Raw genomic sequence first — 17,716 nt, 5'->3', positions numbered from 1 at the left:
GCGGATATAAGGTCTTGATGCTTATATCCGCCCGATTTACCCAGCCTAATCAGCAGTAATGCTGAAAGTCAGACACACTTTTTGCTACTTAACCCGAAGCGGAAGCCTAGAGCTGCGCAGCCGCAGCATCGTCAACAAAGACAACGGTTTCCTGAACACCGCGAACCCCGGCCGCTGGCCACTGCGCTGGGTCGTCCTGCTGAGCGATAGCTGCAATTGCCTCAGCCTTTTCGCCGCCCGCTACAAGTAGCCACACACGCTGAGAGCTGGCGATGGCCGGCATCGTCAACGTGATGCGGGTCGGCGGTGGCTTCGGGCAGTTATGCACGTCCACGACCAAGCGTTCCTGCTCAGCTAGCGCTGCGGTATGTGGGAAAATCGAGTTGATGTGTCCCTCTCCGCCCATACCAAGAAGGTGAAGGTCAAAGCCATTTGGAGCCATCTCCCGAACGATAGCTTCGTAGCTTTCGGCGGCCTCCGTGGTGGTCACGCCGCTGTCGGCAGCGGCAAACTCGAAGATGTTTTCCTCCGGCACGCCGACAGGGGACAAGAGACGCTTACGAGCAGCCAACGCATTGCGATCTGCCGAGTCGGCAGCGACAAAACGTTCATCTCCGAAGAACACCAGGACTCGGTTCCAGTCGATGTCTCCGGAATCGTCGGCAAGCGCACTGAGCAAAGCGGTACCCGCGCCGCCACCGGTGAGAACGACGCGTACGAAACCGTCATCGGTGACCGGAGAGGCGTTGCCATGTAGGACGGCGACAACCGCATCGATGAAGCGCTGACGTGCAGCTTCGACGATACCCGCCTGGTCAGCGGCGCGGTGGAACTGAGGGGCAGGGACGGTATTCGACGCGTTATCGGTGGTCACTTGTCAGAGACTCCTGGTTCGTTAGCGAAGCTAGTTGTTGTGGACGTCGGAGGTTGCATTCCCACCGTGTGAATCTGGCTGAGGCCACGCAGGGCACGTCCGTAGGCAGTATCGTGGTCGAGGTGACGCAGCTCCTCTGCCAAACATTCGGAGCGTGTTGGACGCGATACTGCAACCTTGAACGGGGGCTTTTCTCCGTTGGTGACCGATGCAGTGGTGGCGCTTTCAATATCGATGCGCAAAGTCTGGCCATTTTCACGCTCAAAGGCGACGGAGGTCACCGGTGGCTTGGCGCGGCCCTTTTCGTCCACCGGAATCTTCTTCTCACCGGTGGAGTAACGGTTGACCGGCAGCCCCAGGCGATCTGCCAACCATCCGGCGGCGACCTCGACCGATGGCGAGTCCTGTGGGCCGTAGATGGACACGGAGGTCACCGGCGAGTGCGGCGGCAAGTCGAAAGCGGATGCCAACACACCGCGCCAGTTCGTCAGCCGCGACCAGCTCAGGTCGGAATCGCCGGGCGTGTAGCCCGTACGGCGCGTGTAGATAGCGTTGCTATTCGGGTCACAGAGTGAATCGGTGATACGGCGCTGGGCAATTCGGCCGATTGGTGTCGCCGCTGGGACCTGCGGCGCCTCAGACGGCCACCACGCCACGACCGGCGTATCCGGTAGCAACAGAGGAGTCACCACAGAGCTGTGGTGCTGACCAATCTCTCCGGACATGTGCATAACGACGATCTCAGCGGCACCGGCATCACCACCGACGCGGAGCTCCGCGTCAAGGCGATTGTCCAGGCGTGGATCATCGGAGACCAATACCAGCACACGGGATGGGTGCTCGCGGGAAACGGAGTTGACCGTGGAAATAATGTTTTCCAGGTCGTCTTCGCTTTTGGCCAAAACAATCAGGGTGAGGACACGGCCCGTGGTGACGATGCCGCCCTGCTCTCGAAGCTGCACCAACTGACGAGCAATGCTCGCGGTGTCAGTGTCTGGCAAATTGACAATCATGAAAGTGTTCTTTCTGTCAGAAAATTCTTAAGAACTGAGAGGTCGGCAACCTATGGCCGTCGCCAAGCGCGACCGTCGCGCTCGAGCATGTGGTCGGCGGAGGAAGGCCCCCACGAACCTGCGGGGTAGCCCTCGGGACGACCGCGCTTGGCCCAGTACTCGATGATGGGATCAAGAATCTTCCAGGACAGCTCGACTTCCTCGTTGGTGGGGAAGAGGCTGGCCTCGTCGAGAAGCGCATCCAGAATTAGGCGCTCGTAGGCCTCTGGCGACTGCTCGGTAAACACCTCGGAGTAGGAGAAGTCCATGTTGACATCGCGCACCTCCATGGCCGAGCCCGGGACCTTCGAGCCGAAGCGCATGAGCACGCCCTCGTCTGGCTGAACACGGATGACCATTGCGTTCTGGCCGAGTGCGGCAGTCATTGTCTCTGCGAAGGGCAGGTGAGGTGCGGACTTAAAGACCAGCGCAATTTCAGTGACGCGGCGGCCGAGGCGCTTGCCGGTGCGCAGGTAGAAGGGGACACCGGCCCAACGACGGGAGTTGATCTGCAGCGTACAGGCGGCGTAGGTCTCGGTCGTGGATTCGGGGTCGAAGCCTTCCTCATCGCGCAGCCCCGGCACGAAGTTGCTGCCCTGCCAATCCGCCGTGTACTGGCCACGAGCGGTGTATTTCGAAAACGGACGCACTGGCTCGACGGCACGCAGAACCTTGATCTTTTCCGCTTGCAGCTCTTCCGGGGTAAAGGCGATGGGCTCTTCCATTGCCACCAGCGCCAGGAGCTGGAGTAGGTGGTTCTGAATCACGTCACGAGCTGCACCAATACCGTCGTAGTAACCAGCGCGACCGCCCAAACCAATGTCCTCGGCCATGGTGATTTGGACGTGGTCAATGTAGTGAGAATTCCACATCGGATCGAACAACTGGTTGGCAAAACGCATGGCCAGAATGTTCTGGACGGTTTCCTTGCCCAGGTAGTGGTCGATGCGGAACACAGCGTCTTCTGGGAAGACCGAGTTCACAATCCGGTTGAGTTCCTGAGCGGAGGCTAGGTCGTGTCCGAATGGCTTCTCAATAATCACGCGACGCCAATAATCCTCGCCCGATTGCGCCAGCCCCGAACGATCGAGCTGATGACAGACGTCGGGGAAGTTAGCTGGCGGAATGGACAGGTAGTAGGCCCAGTTGCCAGCGGTGCCGCGGGAGCGATCGAGCTCCTCAAGTTGTGCGGCCAGGCGATCGAAGGCCTCGTCATCGGTAAAGGTACCGGTGACAAAGTGAATGCCCTCAGCCAGGCGCTGCCAGACACTCTCACGGAAGTCTGTGCGGGCGCCCTGTTCCACTGCGGTGCGCACATAATCCTCAAAGTCCTGTTTCGACCATTCGCGACGACCGTAGCCAACCAACGCGAAGGAGGCAGGCAGTAGACCGCGGTTGGCCAGATCATAGATGGCAGGCAGAAGCTTCTTTCGGGCCAGATCGCCCGTCACTCCGAAAATCACCATGCCACCCGGGCCGGCAATACGCGGCAGGCGTTTATCCTGCGGGTCGCGCAGCGGGTTGATGTATCCGTCGTGGTTGGTGCTGTCGTCTCCGTTGTGCGGAGAGCTGGCAGTAGGGGAGTTCGAATCGTTGCGTTGCAGAGAATCACTCACGGTTTACATAATGTCATATCGAGAAAAGTCCGGTGGAATCGTTTCCGATTCCTCCGATGGGGCCTTGACGGGCCCCTTTCTTCTGCCATAGGTTTATGACCTAGGTGGTATACCCATAAACCACGGAGGTGGATATGCAGGCGAAGGAGGCGGACCCTCGGCCCATCTACGTCCAGATCGCCGAGGATCTGAAATCAATGATTTTGTCCGGGGAGCTCTCGGCTGAGGATCGTGCCCCTTCAACCAAGGAGCTCTCGGAGTTCTATCAGGTCAACCCAACCACGGCCGCCAAGGCCATGACGGAACTGTCGATGGTGGGGCTTGTGGAGAAGAAAAGAGGACTCGGCATGTTTGTCACTCCAGACGCCCGTAACCGCATTCGCGCTGAGCGTCGTGAAGCGTTCCAGCGCACCTACATCGAGCCATTAAAAGCGGAGGCCGGCATTCTCGGCCTCACGCTCCACGACATCATCGCCATGCTGGAGGAGGAGAAATGAGCATCTACGGCGTGATTGGCCCCAACGGCGCCGGCAAGACTTACTACCTGCGTACCCTCGCGCAGATGCCTACGGCGGCCCTGGCGAAGGCTGCACCCGACACCCAGGTCTTCGGTGCCACCCCGCGCGAATATTTCCAGATCCTGCGCACCGGCTGGGATCAGCTCGATGTGCCCCACGCGGAGTCCCTCCTCGATTTCCCCGCTGACACCCCTATCAAAAAGCTCAGCCTGGGCCAGCGCCAGCTGCTCATCGCCGCTGCCACCCTGGCATCGGGCAAGGAAGCATTGCTTTTCGACGAGCCCTTCAACGGCCTCGATGTCGAGCACCGCGCCACATTGCGCGGCATGCTTATCGACTCGGCCGAATCGGCCGACATTGTGGTCACCTCGCAGCACTCCCAGGATCTAGCCGGCCTAGTGGACACCTTGATTGTCATCCACAAGCAGGATGCGTACGGGCCCTATGACGTCGATAAGCTGCGCGCTAGCCATCCGGTGCTGCGCGGCCCTACGGATCTCGTGGCGCAGGTGGCCGGCCCAGTGCTCGCTAAGAAAACCCTCGGCGAGCGCTGCGAGGCAATCCTGGCTACAGAGCTCAGTTCGTCTGCCGCTGCGCATGCCCGCGCCCTCGGCGTTGAGGTGAGCTACCTCGACCCCGCGGCCCTCATCGACCTCGCAAGCACCTCCTCCTACATCGAACGGAGCAAGAAATGAGCACCGGAGCTTTCATCGCGACCAACAAGAAAACCTTCCTCGGTGTTGCCGCCGTGGCCATCCTGTACTCGGCCTTCGGGCGCATGCTCGTAGGCAGCGGAACCGGTAACACCTTGCTTGGCATTATCGCGCTGGGCATCCTCTTCCTCATCACAGCCCGGCGTTCGGTCACCCTGCGCGACTACGGCGTGAGCACCTCCCGCTGGGTACGCTCCGCAATCATCGCAATCTTGGGCACATCGTTGGTGGCTACCGCCTTCATCGTCACGGCGATGGTCATCGAACAGAACAAGTCCGGTTACTACCGCGGATTCGATAGCTTCATTGTCACCTCCGGACCGGCCCTGTTTCCGGACACTAACGGGGAGCTGTACATGATTGAGGATTCCGGGCAGAACTACACCACAGTTCTGCTCACCGCGCTGTGCGTCTTCTTGAGCTTCCTCATGGCTACCGTGGCGAGCACCGCAGTCGGCACCGTCGCCGGCGCGAAGGGCACTCGTGCAGGATCGATCACCATTGGCCTGGCCCTGGTCACGCTCTTCCTCTTTAGCTATCTGCTGGACGTGACCGACTCCGTACCGGGCGCCCCCTGGCCGGCTGTGCCGATCTTTGCCTCAATCATCACCGTAATCTCTGCGTTCGTGACGGCCTGGGCATTAAAGGAAGAGAAACGCCCGCTGCCCACTGTGCGCCCCGCCTTCGCCGCGTCCTAGCTCCATTAAAAAAGCTCCCCTGCGCGGGGAGCTTTTTCATGTCCAACGTTGAACATGCGGGTTAAGTAACACAACAGGCGAACCGAAACTGACAACCCCAAAAGTTACGGGCTGCAGATGTGAAACTGTGCAAGTTTATGACACCTTCAGGCTATTTTTCGGGCCGTTTTTGACATAAACGCAGTCAGTAACTCGGATCGCCAGGCGACCTGCTGGCGCCAGCCAGAAACGCAGCCACTACCAACAGGCACCTAGATAATCAGCAGGCTTACTTCAGCTGCTCCATGCGCTGTGCAATCGACTCGAGCAAGGACTGCCAGGAGTCCACGAACTTCTCCACGCCCTCGCGCTCCAGGACAGCGAAGACGTCATCGAGGTCGATGCCAATCTCGCTGAGCTGAATCATAACGGCGTTGGCTGCGTCACCCTGGCCGCTGACGGCGTCGCGAACCTCGCCCTCGAAGCCCGCGGCAGCACGCAGCGTCTTCTCCGGCATGGTATTCACAGTCTGCGGTGCAGCCAGCTCAGTGACGTAGAGAGTGTCCGGGTAAGCCGGGTTCTTCACACCGGTCGAAGCCCACAGCAGGCGCTGCGGCTTAGCACCGGCGTTTTCCAGCTGTGCCCAGCGAATATTCTGCGCCGAGAAAGTCTCCTCGAACTTGGCGTAAGCTGCACGGGCATTGGCCAGACCAGCCTTGCCGCGCAGAGCCAGGGCCTCCTCGGAGCCGATCTTGTCCAGGCGAGCATCGATTTCGGTGTCAACGCGGGAAACAAACAGCGACGCAACAGAGTGAACCGAAGCCAGGTCTACGCCGTTGTCCTTCGCACGCTCAATGCCCTCGATGAACGCATCAATGACCTGCAGGTAGCGCTCCACCGAGAAAATCAGGGTGACGTTTACCGAGATTCCCTCGGACAGAGCCTGGGTGACAGCCGGCAGGGAAGCATCGGTCGCCGGAATCTTAATCATCGCGTTCTGCTTGCCGACGCGCTCCCAGAGCTTACGGGCCTGCGCAATCGTGGCCTCGTAGTTGTCGGCGTAGCGAGGATCGACCTCGATGGACACACGGCCATAGACACCGTCGGTTTCTTCGGATACACCAGCGAAAAGGTCACAGGCATCGCGGACGTCGTCGATTGCCATCGCGAACACAGCATCTGCCGGGTTCGCACCCTCTGCAGTGAGCTGCGCCAGCTGAGAGTCGTAATCCTCACCGGCGGTCATCGCCGAAGAGAAGATTGCCGGGTTAGTAGTGACACCGACAACCCGAAGCTCTTCAATAAGATTTTTCAAATCGCCCGAGGTGAGGCGCTGGCGCGAAAGATCGTCGAGCCACGCCGAAGTCCCTACCTTGGCGAGCGCTTCCATCGTGGTGTTTCCCATAGTGTTTAACGCCTTTCTGTCAATACCGCTTCGTTGCCTAAAGACTTCGCTAAAAGTTGTATGTCCTTAAACTACTGTGCGTCACAAACAATACTGGCGCTACCGGAGCGCGGTACGGTTTTCACAAATCCCGTCCCGACAACGGCCGATAGCGCCAGGTTTTAACAAACTTACTTAGCAGCCTCGATGGACTCCTTGGCGGCATCGACAACAGCCTCTGCTGTGATGCCGAACTTCTCGAACAGCTCCTTGTACGGAGCCGATGCACCGAAGTGCTCCAGGGAGACAGCGCGACCAGCATCACCCAGGTGGCGGTACCACGGCATTGCAATACCGGCCTCAACCGAGACACGAGCGCGGACGGACTTCGGCAGAACCTGCTCGCGGTAGGCATCGTCCTGCTGCTCGAACCAGTCAAGACACGGAACGGAGACAACGCGGGCGCTGACGCCTTCCTCAGCCAGCTTGTCAGCAGCTTCGACAGCGAGGTGAACTTCCGAACCGGTAGCCATCAGGATGACGTCCGGGGTCTCCTTGGCGCCGTCGACAAGCACGTACGCACCACGACGGACGCCCTCAGCGGCCTTCTCCTTGGTGCCTTCCAGGACCGGAACGTTCTGGCGGGTCAGAGCCAGAGCCTTCGGGCCTGCCTCGCCCTGAAGAACAGCGGCCCAAGCCTGAGCGGTCTCGTTCGCGTCAGCCGGGCGGACAGTGGACACACCCGGGATAGCGCGCAGCGAAGCCAGCTGCTCAACCGGCTGGTGCGTCGGACCGTCTTCGCCCAGACCAATGGAGTCGTGGGTCCAGACATAAATAGGGGAGATGCCCATCAGCGATGCCAGGCGGACAGCCGGACGCATGTAGTCCGAGAAGATAAGGAAGGTGCCGCCGTACGGACGGGTACCACCGTGGAGCAGAATGCCGTTGAGGATCGAGCCCATGGCGTGCTCACGGATACCGAAGTGCAGGTTGCGGCCGTACGGGTCGGTGGTCCAGGTACCGGTGGTGATGGACTTCGGACCGAAGGACGGCTCGCCCTTCAGGACGGTGTTGTTGGAGCCAGCCAGGTCAGCCGAGCCACCCCACAGTTCCGGCAGGGTCTTGCCCAGTGCCTGCAGCGCAGCCTCAGAAGCCTTACGGGTGGCAACACCCTTCTCGTCCGGCTCCCAAGTCGGCAACTCAGCGTCAAAGCCCTCCGGCAGCTCGCCAGCGGTCAGACGGTCCAGCAGAGCCTTGCGCTCCGGGTTAGCCGCAGCCCACTCGTCGAACTTGACCTGCCACTGTGCGTGAGCCTCAGCACCACGCTCAACCAGCTTGCGGGTGTGCTCAATGACCTCGTCAGCGACGTCAAAGCTCTTGTCGGTATCGAAGCCGAGAGCTTCCTTGATGCCGACAATCTCCTCGCCACCAAGAGCAGCACCGTGCGATGCGCCGGTGTTCATCTTCGTCGGAGCCGGGTAAGCGATCACAGTGCGAACGCGAATGAAGGTCGGACGCTCCGTATCCTTCTTGGCCTCCTCGACAGCAGCCTCGAGTGCTGCGACGTCCTCGCCGCCGTCAACCTCAATGACCTGCCAGCCATAAGCACGGTAGCGGTCCGCGACATTCTCGGTGAAAGCAATAGTGGTGTCGTCCTCGATGGAGATGCCGTTGTCATCCCAGAAGACAATCAGGTTGCCCAGCTGCTGAGTGCCGGCCAGCGAGCCGGCCTCGGCAGTGACACCCTCCTGAATGTCACCATCAGAAGCGATGACGTACACGTAGTGATCAAACGGAGACTCACCCGGAGCAGCTTCCGGGTCGAACAGTCCACGTTCCCGTCGCGAAGCCATGGCAAAACCGACGGCCGACGCCAGCCCCTGACCCAGCGGGCCAGTGGTGATTTCCACGCCGTCAGTGTGGCCGTACTCCGGGTGACCCGGGGTGAGAGCGTCCCACGTACGCAGCGCCTTCAGGTCATCGAGCTCCAGGCCGAAACCACCGAGGTAGAGCTGGACGTACTGCGTCAGAGAGGTGTGACCACAGGAGAGAATGAAACGGTCACGGCCGATCCACTTCGTATCCTTCGGGTCATGGCGCATAACGCGCTGGTAAAGAGAGTAAGCCAGCGGTGCGAGGCTCATCGCAGTGCCGGGGTGCCCCGAACCTGCCTTTTCAACGGCGTCTGCGGCCAGCACACGGGCCGTATCAACGGCCTTCGTATCCAAGTCAGACCAGTCCGAGGGGTAGTTGCGCACAACCCGTGCTTCATGCTCAGTCGACAGTGTCACGTGAATGACTCCTAGTATCCAAATGGATTAGTAAAATTCTCCTCCATACTAGCTAGGATTGCGCGCTCCGGGTTCAAACCAGGCCGAATAGCTGAGAGATAAGTCTCAGAGGGCGCGCCGCACATGCTTTACGACGGTCATTATTGGAACCGTTATGATTACCGGTAAACTGATTGCCTGCCCCTCATTTAATTTTGCGGAAAAACTCGTCGGGAACTTTCCGACCGTTACATCCGACTATCTGTAAACGGGGGGTTTGTTTATGGCGCGTGAAAGGGACATTGCTTTGTTGGAAACAGTCAAGGCGTATATTGCACTGACTAAGCCAAGAATTATCGAGCTCCTGCTCGTCGCGGCCATTCCCGCAATGCTTCAGGCTGATCGCGGTCATGTTCACGTTGGACTGATTCTTCTCACCTTGTTCGGTGGTTGGCTGGGTGCAGCGGCTGCGCACACCTTCAACATGGTCATGGATTACGACATTGACCAGAAGATGCGCCGTACTCGCCGTCGCCCGCTCGCGCGCAACCAGGTTAGCCGTCGAGCGGCAGCGATTTTCGGCACTGTCTTGATGATTGCGTCGTTCCTATGGCTGTGGTTGCTGTGTAACTCGCTGCTGGCCGCCGTTTTCATTCTGATTACGATTGCCTTCTACATCTTCGTCTACACGTTGTGGCTGAAGCGCCGTACTGATCAGAACGTAATTTGGGGTGGCGCTGCGGGGTGTATGCCGGTGATGGTCGGCTGGGCCGTGATCACTGACAACAACCCGGAGATTACGGGGCTGGCTCACTGGTGGCAGGCATTCATCCTGTTCCTGCTTATCTTCTTCTGGACTCCGCCGCACACCTGGGCATTGGGCCTGCGCTACAAGGAGGACTACAAGGCCGCTGGCGTGCCGATGATGCCAGTGGTCAAGCCGGCAATCGTCGTTTCCAAGCGCATTATTTACTACACCGCCGCGACCGTGATTACCACTCTGCTGTTGGTTCCGTACGCGGGTTGGATCTATCTGATTGGCGCCGTTGGCGCTGGTGCCTGGTTCCTGTGGGGCGCCATTGACCTGCACCGCCACGTTAAGACCGGTGGCAAAATCAAGCCGATGAAGCTGTTCTTCATGTCGAACAACTACTTGTCTATCGTCTGTGTGGCGCTTTCTCTCGATGCCGTACTCGGATTGCAGACAATTTCGAGCATGTTCTAGGGCAGCTGCTGAGCTCCTTTGAAGAGGCCCTTTCCGGTTGCGGGAAGGGCCTCTTTTTGTGTGTGGAGATGGGCACGGGCTGCAAATGTGAAACTGTGCGAGTTTATGACACTTTCAGGCAATTTTTCGCGCCATTTCTGTCATAAACATAGTCAGTAACTCAGATCGATAAGTGGGCAGACCGCCCCCTTGCACCGCCCGTGCAGCCCCCACCGCCCGTGCAGCCGGCGCAGCCCGCTAGCCACAGGGAAACGCACATCCGAGCGCACGGAGCCGAGCAGACAGCAGAACCGCCTAAACACGCACAACCAAGGCGCGTGTTTAGGCGGTTCGAGCAGGAATCAACAGCCGGTAACCACAGTGGTTAATACAGCCGCTGACCGGCAGCTAGCTACGCGGTAACCTCGACGTTCTTCTCCGAAGCAACAGTGGCGGCAGCCGCATCGCCTTCAAGCGAGCCAGTGACTTCTGCGCTCCCACCGACAGTGCGGTAACCGTGCTGGAAAAGTACTGCAGTCAAAGCGGTGCAGATACCAGATCCGGCAACGTGAACCGGCACCAATGCCTCCGGTACACCGGACCAGTACTGAATCATTCCAACTACGCCCTGAGCCAAAATGAACACAACGAGTGCGATCGCAACCTTACGCACAGGTGCAAAGGCTTCCGAGGCCAGCAGACCGAAAATGAGGCCGATAACCAGGCCAAGGTAGAGGTACATAAAACCAGCGTGGATATGTGCCAGGTCAACAATCGGTAGCTGGAGGCGATCCTCCGGGAGCACCGAAGCATCTCCAGCGTGTGGTCCGGCACCGGTGACCATAGTTCCGGTAATCAGCGTCATCGTCAGGGCCAGGCCGGAGGCGGCAGCCAGATAGCGCAGATAGCGCGGGTACATGCGGGTAGCAGTGCCGTCGTCAGGCTCAGAAATCTTGACGAAAAGCATGCCAGCGAGCCAGACCAGAATCATCGAAGGCAGGAAGTGCAACGCTACGGCGTACCACTTCAGGTCAACCCAAACGGAGATACCGCCGATAACAGCCTGGACGATAACGCCGAGACCATTGAGGAAGGCCAGCAACTTGATTTCCTGACGGCGACCGACACGCATAACCGAAAGGAAGAGCAGAAGTGTCAGAGCAACCAGCACAAAGGTGAGCAGCCGGTTGCCAAACTCAATAATCTGATGGAGCATTTCTGCTTCCCCCGCGACAGGAACGAAGCTGCCTGGGTGACATTCAGGCCACGAAGCACAACCAAGACCTGAACCAGTAACACGGACGATAGAACCGGTTACCGCAATTGCCGCCTGTGCAATCAAAACCAGCAGGGCATAGAGCTTCTGGCGCCCGATTGGTGTCAGCGGCAAAAACGATAGGGGCAAACTTCGATCTGCAGTATTCACATTAAGAAATTCTACCCATGCTGGCGGAAAATGGTAATAAGCGAAACCCCTGCGTTGGGCTGCGCTTTTCTATGCAGACTCCCCGATAGATTCCTAGTCATTCGGCATATCAAAACGGAACCAGCGAGCCGCCAGTGCAGCGCCAAGGACACCCCACACAATCAGCACCCCGACAGCTGGCCAATGGACGGACATGGCCAATGCCGCGGAGATCACGTCGGTAAGCGCGACGGACGGCAATAGGTGTAGCAGTACAGAGCTGATGTCATCTAACGATGGCGCAACGGCCACATACGTAGTAGCACCAATGAGGATGAACCAGATCAGGTTGGCCAGACCTAGGATTAGCTCGGCTCCCAACGTACCGCCCATGAGCAAGCCCAATGAGGTAAAGACGAACGTTCCCAGAAGCATCCCCACATAAGCCAGCAGCCAGCCGCCAATCGACAGCTCTGCGCCAAGGGCGAGCCCCACGAGACTAAACAGTATGTACTGCAACGTGACGGTGGTGCAGACCGACACAATCTTGCCTGCGATAATGCCCCAGGGTGGCACGCCTGAGGCGCCGATGCGCTTCAGGGCTCCGTAACGGCGGTCAAAGCCCACGGCAATTGCCTGTCCGGTAAACCCTGCAGACATGACGGAAATCGCCAGCACCATGGGGAAGATACGCTCGAGCGGATCATCGAGCTCCAACACCGGCACCATCACCAGGCCGATGAGCATCGCCAACGGGATAATGATGGTGAGGAGCATTTGCTCACCATGTCGCCAGAAGAGCTTCGTTTCCAACCACGCCTGCGACATGACCAACTTCGCCATGTCCGAACGCTGTGGCGCCGGGGCGAAAGTGCCCTTTGCAAAGCGGGAGGCATCAGACCTCCGTGCGGTAGTCATTAGCTCCTCATCTCCGTTCCAGTGATCTGCAAGAAGACATCTTCAAGCGATTGCGTCGCCCTATTCATCGAGGTGATCAGCACCTCTTGCTGCTCGCAACTCTGCGCCAAGACAGTCAAGGCGCGCGGTGAAGCCTCACCAATCAGGGAAAACTCTCCACCGCCAGAACGCTGCAGACGCTGTGAAAGACCGGACTCGCTAAAGCTGCGGTTGACCTCTTCGAAGTCAAGGCTGCCTCGAACGCTGATCTTCATAGCAATGCTTGACGACGTTCCCTGGAGAGCCGATGCGCCTGCGCTAGTGATCTCCTCGGTGGTACCGGCCACAACTAAATGGCCCCGGTCGATAATCGCAACGTCGTCGGCAAGCGATTCGGCCTCGTCCATGAGGTGCGTTGTCAGGACCACGGTGACCCCATCACGGCGCAGCGACGAGATGAGATCCCAGACGGCTAGACGGGACTGAGCATCGAGGCCTGCTGTCGGCTCGTCGAGGAACACAAGCTCCGGGCGTCCGACCAGGGCACATGCGAGCGACAGTCGCTGCTGCTGACCGCCAGAGAGCCTGCGGTAGTTCGTCTTACGATGGCGTTCTAGGCCAACGACTTCAAGAAGCCAATCAGTGTCCAGCGGGTTTGCGGAGTAACTGGCAACGAGGTTCAGCATTTCGCCAACGCGAACACCGGGGTAGGCACCTCCGCCCTGGAGCATGATGCCAATGCGACTGCGCAGTGTTGTGGTTTGAGTGACCGGGTCGAGATCGAGAATGCGAATTCGCCCTTCATCCGGCTTGATGAAGCCCTCACACATTTCAACGGTTGTGGTCTTACCAGCACCGTTGGGGCCGAGGAGCGCAAGAACCCTACCTCGATCCAGGGAAAGCGAAAGGTCTGATACAGCCTCAACGTCATCGAATTTCTTCGTTACGTTCTCAAGGCGCAGAGCAGGAGAATTGGCAGCGTTATTCACGGTTAGTCAGTCTAATCTCACAGTTTTAATGAAGGCGAAATACCTTAGATCGCGTCGAGTACGCCAAGATGACGAACATGACTGCGACGAAGAATACCAACGCCAGTAGGTAAATCTGAGCGACGGTGCCCGGAGGCAACCCCAGGCCGCGTGGTAGTACTACAAAACTGAAAATTGCCGAGTACAGAACCACGGCAATGCGAAATTGTACCCGGTTGGCCCAAGCGGACAGGGGCACGATGGCCCATAGCAGGTACCAGGGGTGCACGACGGGGAAGAGGATTACTAGAGCGAACATCGCCAGGCCGTAGCCGCCGAGCGGGTGAATGCGCCCACGGAACGTCGCTAACAGCATGCGCAGGAGCCAGGCAGCCACCAGCACTACGCCAATGCCGCGGGTAAACAGCAAAGCACTGTCGCTGATATCGCCGAGACCCAGAAGCCTGCCGAAGAAACCAGCGATAATCCCGAGCAGGGTAGTCAGCGACATCCAACTGCGCACCGTTGCGGCGCCACCCTGCGCGGTAATCCAACCAAAGCCCAGACCAGTTCCTAAGGAGACAACGACTGCCGTGACGACGGTTATTGCGCCCGTCACTACTGCGGAAAGAGCAACGGCCTTCCAGGTACTGCCAAACTTTCGAGCCAGCCACATGCCGGCGAAGCCGAGCGCCACGAAACCAGTGACTTTGACCATTCCGGCGAGACTGATGAGCACAATACCGCCTGCATACATTGCCCACGATCGACCTCGGCTTTGGTTCTCGTGTCCGATCGGTCCGGGTTCTGGCAGCTCATCGGGCACCATCGATTGCGCAGGGCCGTGGATAGCGCGCAGACACAGTTCGAGACCAACGAGCAGGAGTGCCAGCAGCAGGGCCTCATTGTGGATACCGCCCACGAGGTGTAGCAATACCAGCGGATTGAGCGTGCCCAGCCAGAGGGTGAACTGTGAGCTAACGCCGCAGCGGCGGCCAAGCTGCACCAGCGCCCAGGACACCACGAGAAGCGAAACAATGGCGACGAGTCGATGCAGAAAGACGGAAGCGATCACCCCGTCGCTGGTTATCTTGGCGATACCCCATGCCACTGCGAGGGCTGTGGGGCCGTATGGGCTCGGAGAGTGCGACCAAATCAATGGCACCGATCGGGCAAGTGGGTCGTTGGCTCCCAATAGGTCAACAGGCCCTGCGAGGTAGGGATCCATACCCCGCTCCACAATTGCAGCCTGCGCCAAATAGGAATAGATATCCTGCGTAAACAGGGGAGCGGTAAACATCAAGGGCAATACCCATGCCGCGTAGGTGCGTATGAGCATCGGAGTAGTCACTGCGGTGACGCGAGTCCGCGCACCGGCCAGAACGAAAGCGCCGACACCCAACCAGGCTGTGACTAACATGCCAATGCCCACGAAGGTAACGATTGTCGTTGCCACCAACATTCGACCGAGGATTAGCCCAAGTGGTGTACCCCAAAACTCATTTCCAACCACCGGTGTCGCGCCTGCGCCAATCCCGGCGACCATAATAAAGACCGCCCCGAGAGCACCCAGCCAACGCAGCCAGGTGAAGCGTCGGAGTTCGCGGTAATTGATGCGGTGTTGGAGCGGCTGTTCTGAGCCCTGGTGGAGGGTTGCCGACCTAGAACCGGCCAGACCAATTTTCGGAATGGCGTCACGCACCCCGAGAGCGTCGTCGAAGGTGGACGAGCGGCGCGAGGTAGGTCGGTTAGTTTTCACAAGGTCACATAGTAGACGATTCGACACGCCGAAAGGGCGTTCTAATCAGCGACGTTGCATTGATATTTAAATGCGTTGGACATTGTGACCCAATTACGACACAATTATGTTGTCTAATACACCAGCGGCGCAAGTGGGATACTTGCCTCGCTGAGCCACCTAGACACCCATTATTATCCAGCAGTCCAATCGCAGGAGGTGACTCACCAGTCATGGCAGATCGGAAGCCGACAGTCAATGATGGTGATACGCGCAAGCGCATTCTCCAATTGCTTCTGGAACACAACCCGGCGTCCGCGACTTTTATCGCAGACACCCTGGGACTATCCGCTGCAGGCGTCCGCCGTCATATTGACATTCTGGTGGACGAAGGTCTTGCCGAAACCGCTCCGGCACCCAGCACCGGCCCCCGGGGCCGAGGCAGGCCAGCAAAGTCCTATCGCCTGACAGATCGGGGCCGCGCTAGATTCGGGCACGCTTACGACGATCTTGCCAGTGCAGCTCTGACCGCACTGCGCAAGGCCGGTGGTGAGCAGGCAGTTGCCCAGTTTGCCCGTCAGCGCATTGATGACATTCTGCTCGGCGTCACCCCAGTGGGGCAGGACGCAGAGAAGGAAGAGGTCGTAGAGGCCGTCGTCGATGCTTTCCGACGGGCCGGGTACGCGGCAACTATCAACCAGAACACTGGCGGCGTGCAAATTTGCCAGCACCATTGCCCAATTAGCCACGTAGCCTCCGAGTTTCCGGAGCTCTGCGCGGCGGAGCATGAAGCCGTTAGTAAATTATTAGGTCAGCACACTCAACCGTTGGCGACTATCGCTGATGGAAACGGTATCTGCACCACGAATATCCCACTCACTCCCGTAACAAAGACACTTACTGAATCGCCACAAGAAAGGAGCGGAGAATGACCCTCGCCCATGAGAACTCCACCGACGTGGCTGAATCCACGAAGGCTGCCACTCCGCAGACTGACGAAGAGATTATCGAGTCCATTGGTGCCTACCAGTTCGGTTGGCACGACCCGGATACCGCTGGCGCTTCCGCGAAGCGTGGCCTGTCTGAAGCGGTCGTTCGCGATATTTCGGCTAAGAAGAACGAGCCGGAGTGGATGCTTGAACGTCGCTTGAAGGCTTTGGAAATCTTCGACCGCAAGCCGCTGCCCACCTGGGGCGCGGATTTGTCGGGCATCGACTTCGACAACATTAAGTACTTCGTTCGCTCCACCGAGAAGCAGGCCCAGACCTGGGAAGACCTGCCGGAGGATATTAAGAACACTTACGACAAGCTCGGCATTCCGGAGGCTGAGAAGCAGCGCCTAGTCGCAGGTGTCGCCGCTCAGTACGAGTCTGAGGTTGTCTACCACCAGATTCGCGAGGATCTGGAGGCCCAGGGCGTTATCTTCCTGGACACCGACACCGCTCTCAAGGAGCACCCGGAGCTGTTTAAGGAGTACTTCGGCACCGTCATTCCGTCCGGTGACAACAAGTTCTCCGCTCTTAACACCGCAGTCTGGTCCGGCGGCTCCTTCATTTACGTGCCGAAGGGCGTCCACGTGGACATCCCGCTGCAGGCATACTTCCGTATCAACACGGAAAACATGGGACAGTTCGAGCGCACGCTCATTATTGTCGACGAAGATGCCTACGTGCACTACGTCGAGGGCTGTACCGCTCCGATTTACAAGTCCGACTCGCTGCACTCGGCTGTTGTGGAGATCATCGTGAAGAAGGGTGGCCGCTGCCGCTACACCACGATCCAGAACTGGTCGAACAACGTCTACAACCTGGTTACCAAGCGCACCAAGTGCGAAGAGGGCGCAACCATGGAGTGGATTGACGGCAACATCGGTTCCAAGGTCACCATGAAGTACCCGGCAGTGTGGATGACCGGTCCGCATGCCAAGGGCGAGGTGCTGTCCGTGGCTATGGCTGGCGAGGGCCAGTTCCAGGACACCGGTGCCAAGATGGTGCACATGGCTCCGCACACGAGCTCCAACATCGTGTCCAAGTCCGTGGCCCGCAACGGTGGCCGCGCTGCCTACCGCGGTCTGGTGCAGGTCAACAAGGGTGCCAAGCACTCGCACTCCAACGTCGAGTGTGACGCACTCCTGGTGGACACGATTTCACGTTCGGACACGTACCCATACGTGGATGTCCGCGAGGACGACGTCACCCTCGGCCACGAGGCAACGGTTTCCAAGGTCTCTGACGATCAGCTTTTCTACCTGATGAGCCGCGGCATCGAGGAAGAAGATGCAATGGCCATGGTCGTGCGCGGCTTTGTCGAGCCCATCGCCAAGGAGCTCCCGATGGAATACGCCCTCGAGCTCAACCGCCTCATTGAACTGCAGATGGAAGGTTCGGTCGGTTAATACCA

At 58.8% G+C, this 17,716-nt stretch carries 15 protein-coding genes; 6 read left to right on the top strand and 9 right to left on the bottom strand.

What is annotated here, in order from left to right; all coding sequences use genetic code 11:
• Positions 1-106 precede the first annotated feature (106 nt).
• From pgl to zwf, 3 genes are read right to left on the bottom strand one after another with little or no spacing between them, the layout of a single operon-like run.
• Positions 107-874, bottom strand: a complete 768-nt coding sequence (gene pgl, locus AB1Z34_RS05540) for a 6-phosphogluconolactonase (RefSeq protein ID WP_049172945.1) — start codon at positions 872-874, stop codon at positions 107-109.
• Positions 871-1,887, bottom strand: coding sequence for a glucose-6-phosphate dehydrogenase assembly protein OpcA (locus AB1Z34_RS05535; protein WP_016422736.1), 1,017 nt, complete (start codon positions 1,885-1,887; stop codon positions 871-873). The genes pgl and AB1Z34_RS05535 overlap by 4 nt, the downstream gene beginning before the upstream one ends.
• Positions 1,888-1,937: 50 nt before the next feature.
• Positions 1,938-3,452 carry a glucose-6-phosphate dehydrogenase gene (gene zwf / locus AB1Z34_RS05530; RefSeq protein WP_224433710.1) on the bottom strand — a complete coding sequence of 505 codons (1,515 nt, stop codon included), beginning with the start codon at positions 3,450-3,452 and terminating at the stop codon, positions 1,938-1,940.
• A gap of 224 nt (positions 3,453-3,676) precedes the next feature.
• On the opposite strand from zwf, the gene AB1Z34_RS05525 reads away from it, so the two are divergent.
• Genes AB1Z34_RS05525 through AB1Z34_RS05515 form a run of 3 tightly spaced genes read left to right on the top strand, consistent with a single transcriptional unit; the run spans position 3,677 to position 5,471 of the window.
• Positions 3,677-4,039 carry a GntR family transcriptional regulator gene (locus AB1Z34_RS05525; protein ID WP_049190738.1) on the top strand — a complete coding sequence of 121 codons (363 nt, stop codon included), beginning with the start codon at positions 3,677-3,679 and terminating at the stop codon, positions 4,037-4,039.
• The gene (locus AB1Z34_RS05520) at positions 4,036-4,755 is read left to right on the top strand and encodes an ABC transporter ATPase (protein WP_048731886.1); all 720 of its coding nucleotides are present in this window, start codon (positions 4,036-4,038) and stop codon (positions 4,753-4,755) included. Before AB1Z34_RS05525 ends, AB1Z34_RS05520 begins: the two co-directional genes overlap by 4 nt.
• Positions 4,752-5,471, top strand: a complete 720-nt coding sequence (locus AB1Z34_RS05515) for a hypothetical protein (RefSeq protein WP_367158025.1) — start codon at positions 4,752-4,754, stop codon at positions 5,469-5,471. Before AB1Z34_RS05520 ends, AB1Z34_RS05515 begins: the two co-directional genes overlap by 4 nt.
• A gap of 268 nt (positions 5,472-5,739) precedes the next feature.
• Here the strand turns inward: AB1Z34_RS05515 and tal are convergent, their stop codons facing one another.
• Positions 5,740-6,855: a transaldolase gene (gene tal, locus AB1Z34_RS05510; protein ID WP_367158024.1), complete on the bottom strand. Its 1,116-nt coding sequence runs from the start codon at positions 6,853-6,855 to the stop codon at positions 5,740-5,742.
• A gap of 170 nt (positions 6,856-7,025) precedes the next feature.
• On the bottom strand, positions 7,026-9,125 hold the full coding sequence (tkt, locus tag AB1Z34_RS05505) for a transketolase (protein ID WP_149420726.1): 2,100 nt from the start codon (positions 9,123-9,125) through the stop codon (positions 7,026-7,028).
• Positions 9,126-9,414: 289 nt separating this feature from the next.
• Here tkt and AB1Z34_RS05500 point away from each other — a divergent pair, with 289 nt between their 5' ends.
• Entirely contained in the window at positions 9,415-10,329 is a 915-nt protein-coding gene (locus AB1Z34_RS05500; RefSeq protein WP_172954651.1) for a heme o synthase, read from the top strand.
• 391 nt (positions 10,330-10,720) lie between these two features.
• Here the strand turns inward: AB1Z34_RS05500 and AB1Z34_RS05495 are convergent, their stop codons facing one another.
• From AB1Z34_RS05495 to mptB, 4 genes are all read right to left on the bottom strand, one after another.
• The gene (locus AB1Z34_RS05495) at positions 10,721-11,734 is read right to left on the bottom strand and encodes a COX15/CtaA family protein (protein WP_016422745.1); all 1,014 of its coding nucleotides are present in this window, start codon (positions 11,732-11,734) and stop codon (positions 10,721-10,723) included.
• A gap of 93 nt (positions 11,735-11,827) precedes the next feature.
• Complete coding sequence (locus AB1Z34_RS05490; protein ID WP_187400444.1) at positions 11,828-12,631, bottom strand: ABC transporter permease; 804 nt, start codon at positions 12,629-12,631, stop codon at positions 11,828-11,830.
• Positions 12,631-13,599, bottom strand: coding sequence for an ABC transporter ATP-binding protein (locus AB1Z34_RS05485; protein ID WP_284797268.1), 969 nt, complete (start codon positions 13,597-13,599; stop codon positions 12,631-12,633). The genes AB1Z34_RS05490 and AB1Z34_RS05485 overlap by 1 nt, the downstream gene beginning before the upstream one ends.
• A 25-nt stretch (positions 13,600-13,624) precedes the next feature.
• On the bottom strand, positions 13,625-15,337 hold the full coding sequence (mptB, locus tag AB1Z34_RS05480; RefSeq protein WP_224433500.1) for a polyprenol phosphomannose-dependent alpha 1,6 mannosyltransferase MptB: 1,713 nt from the start codon (positions 15,335-15,337) through the stop codon (positions 13,625-13,627).
• Positions 15,338-15,549: 212 nt separating this feature from the next.
• Here mptB and AB1Z34_RS05475 point away from each other — a divergent pair, with 212 nt between their 5' ends.
• Both AB1Z34_RS05475 and sufB read left to right on the top strand, forming a co-directional pair.
• Positions 15,550-16,248 (top strand): metalloregulator ArsR/SmtB family transcription factor, encoded by a 699-nt coding sequence (locus AB1Z34_RS05475; RefSeq protein WP_048734176.1) that lies wholly within the window; start codon positions 15,550-15,552, stop codon positions 16,246-16,248.
• Positions 16,245-17,711 carry a Fe-S cluster assembly protein SufB gene (gene sufB, locus AB1Z34_RS05470; RefSeq protein ID WP_016422750.1) on the top strand — a complete coding sequence of 489 codons (1,467 nt, stop codon included), beginning with the start codon at positions 16,245-16,247 and terminating at the stop codon, positions 17,709-17,711. Before AB1Z34_RS05475 ends, sufB begins: the two co-directional genes overlap by 4 nt.
• The last annotated feature ends 5 nt before the right edge of the window (positions 17,712-17,716 follow it).

Origin of the sequence: Corynebacterium sp. 045007 (assembly GCF_040743205.1) — a bacterium.
Taxonomy (GTDB): domain Bacteria; phylum Actinomycetota; class Actinomycetes; order Mycobacteriales; family Mycobacteriaceae; genus Corynebacterium; species Corynebacterium jeikeium_D.
This window is presented reverse-complemented; position numbering and strand designations above follow the sequence as displayed.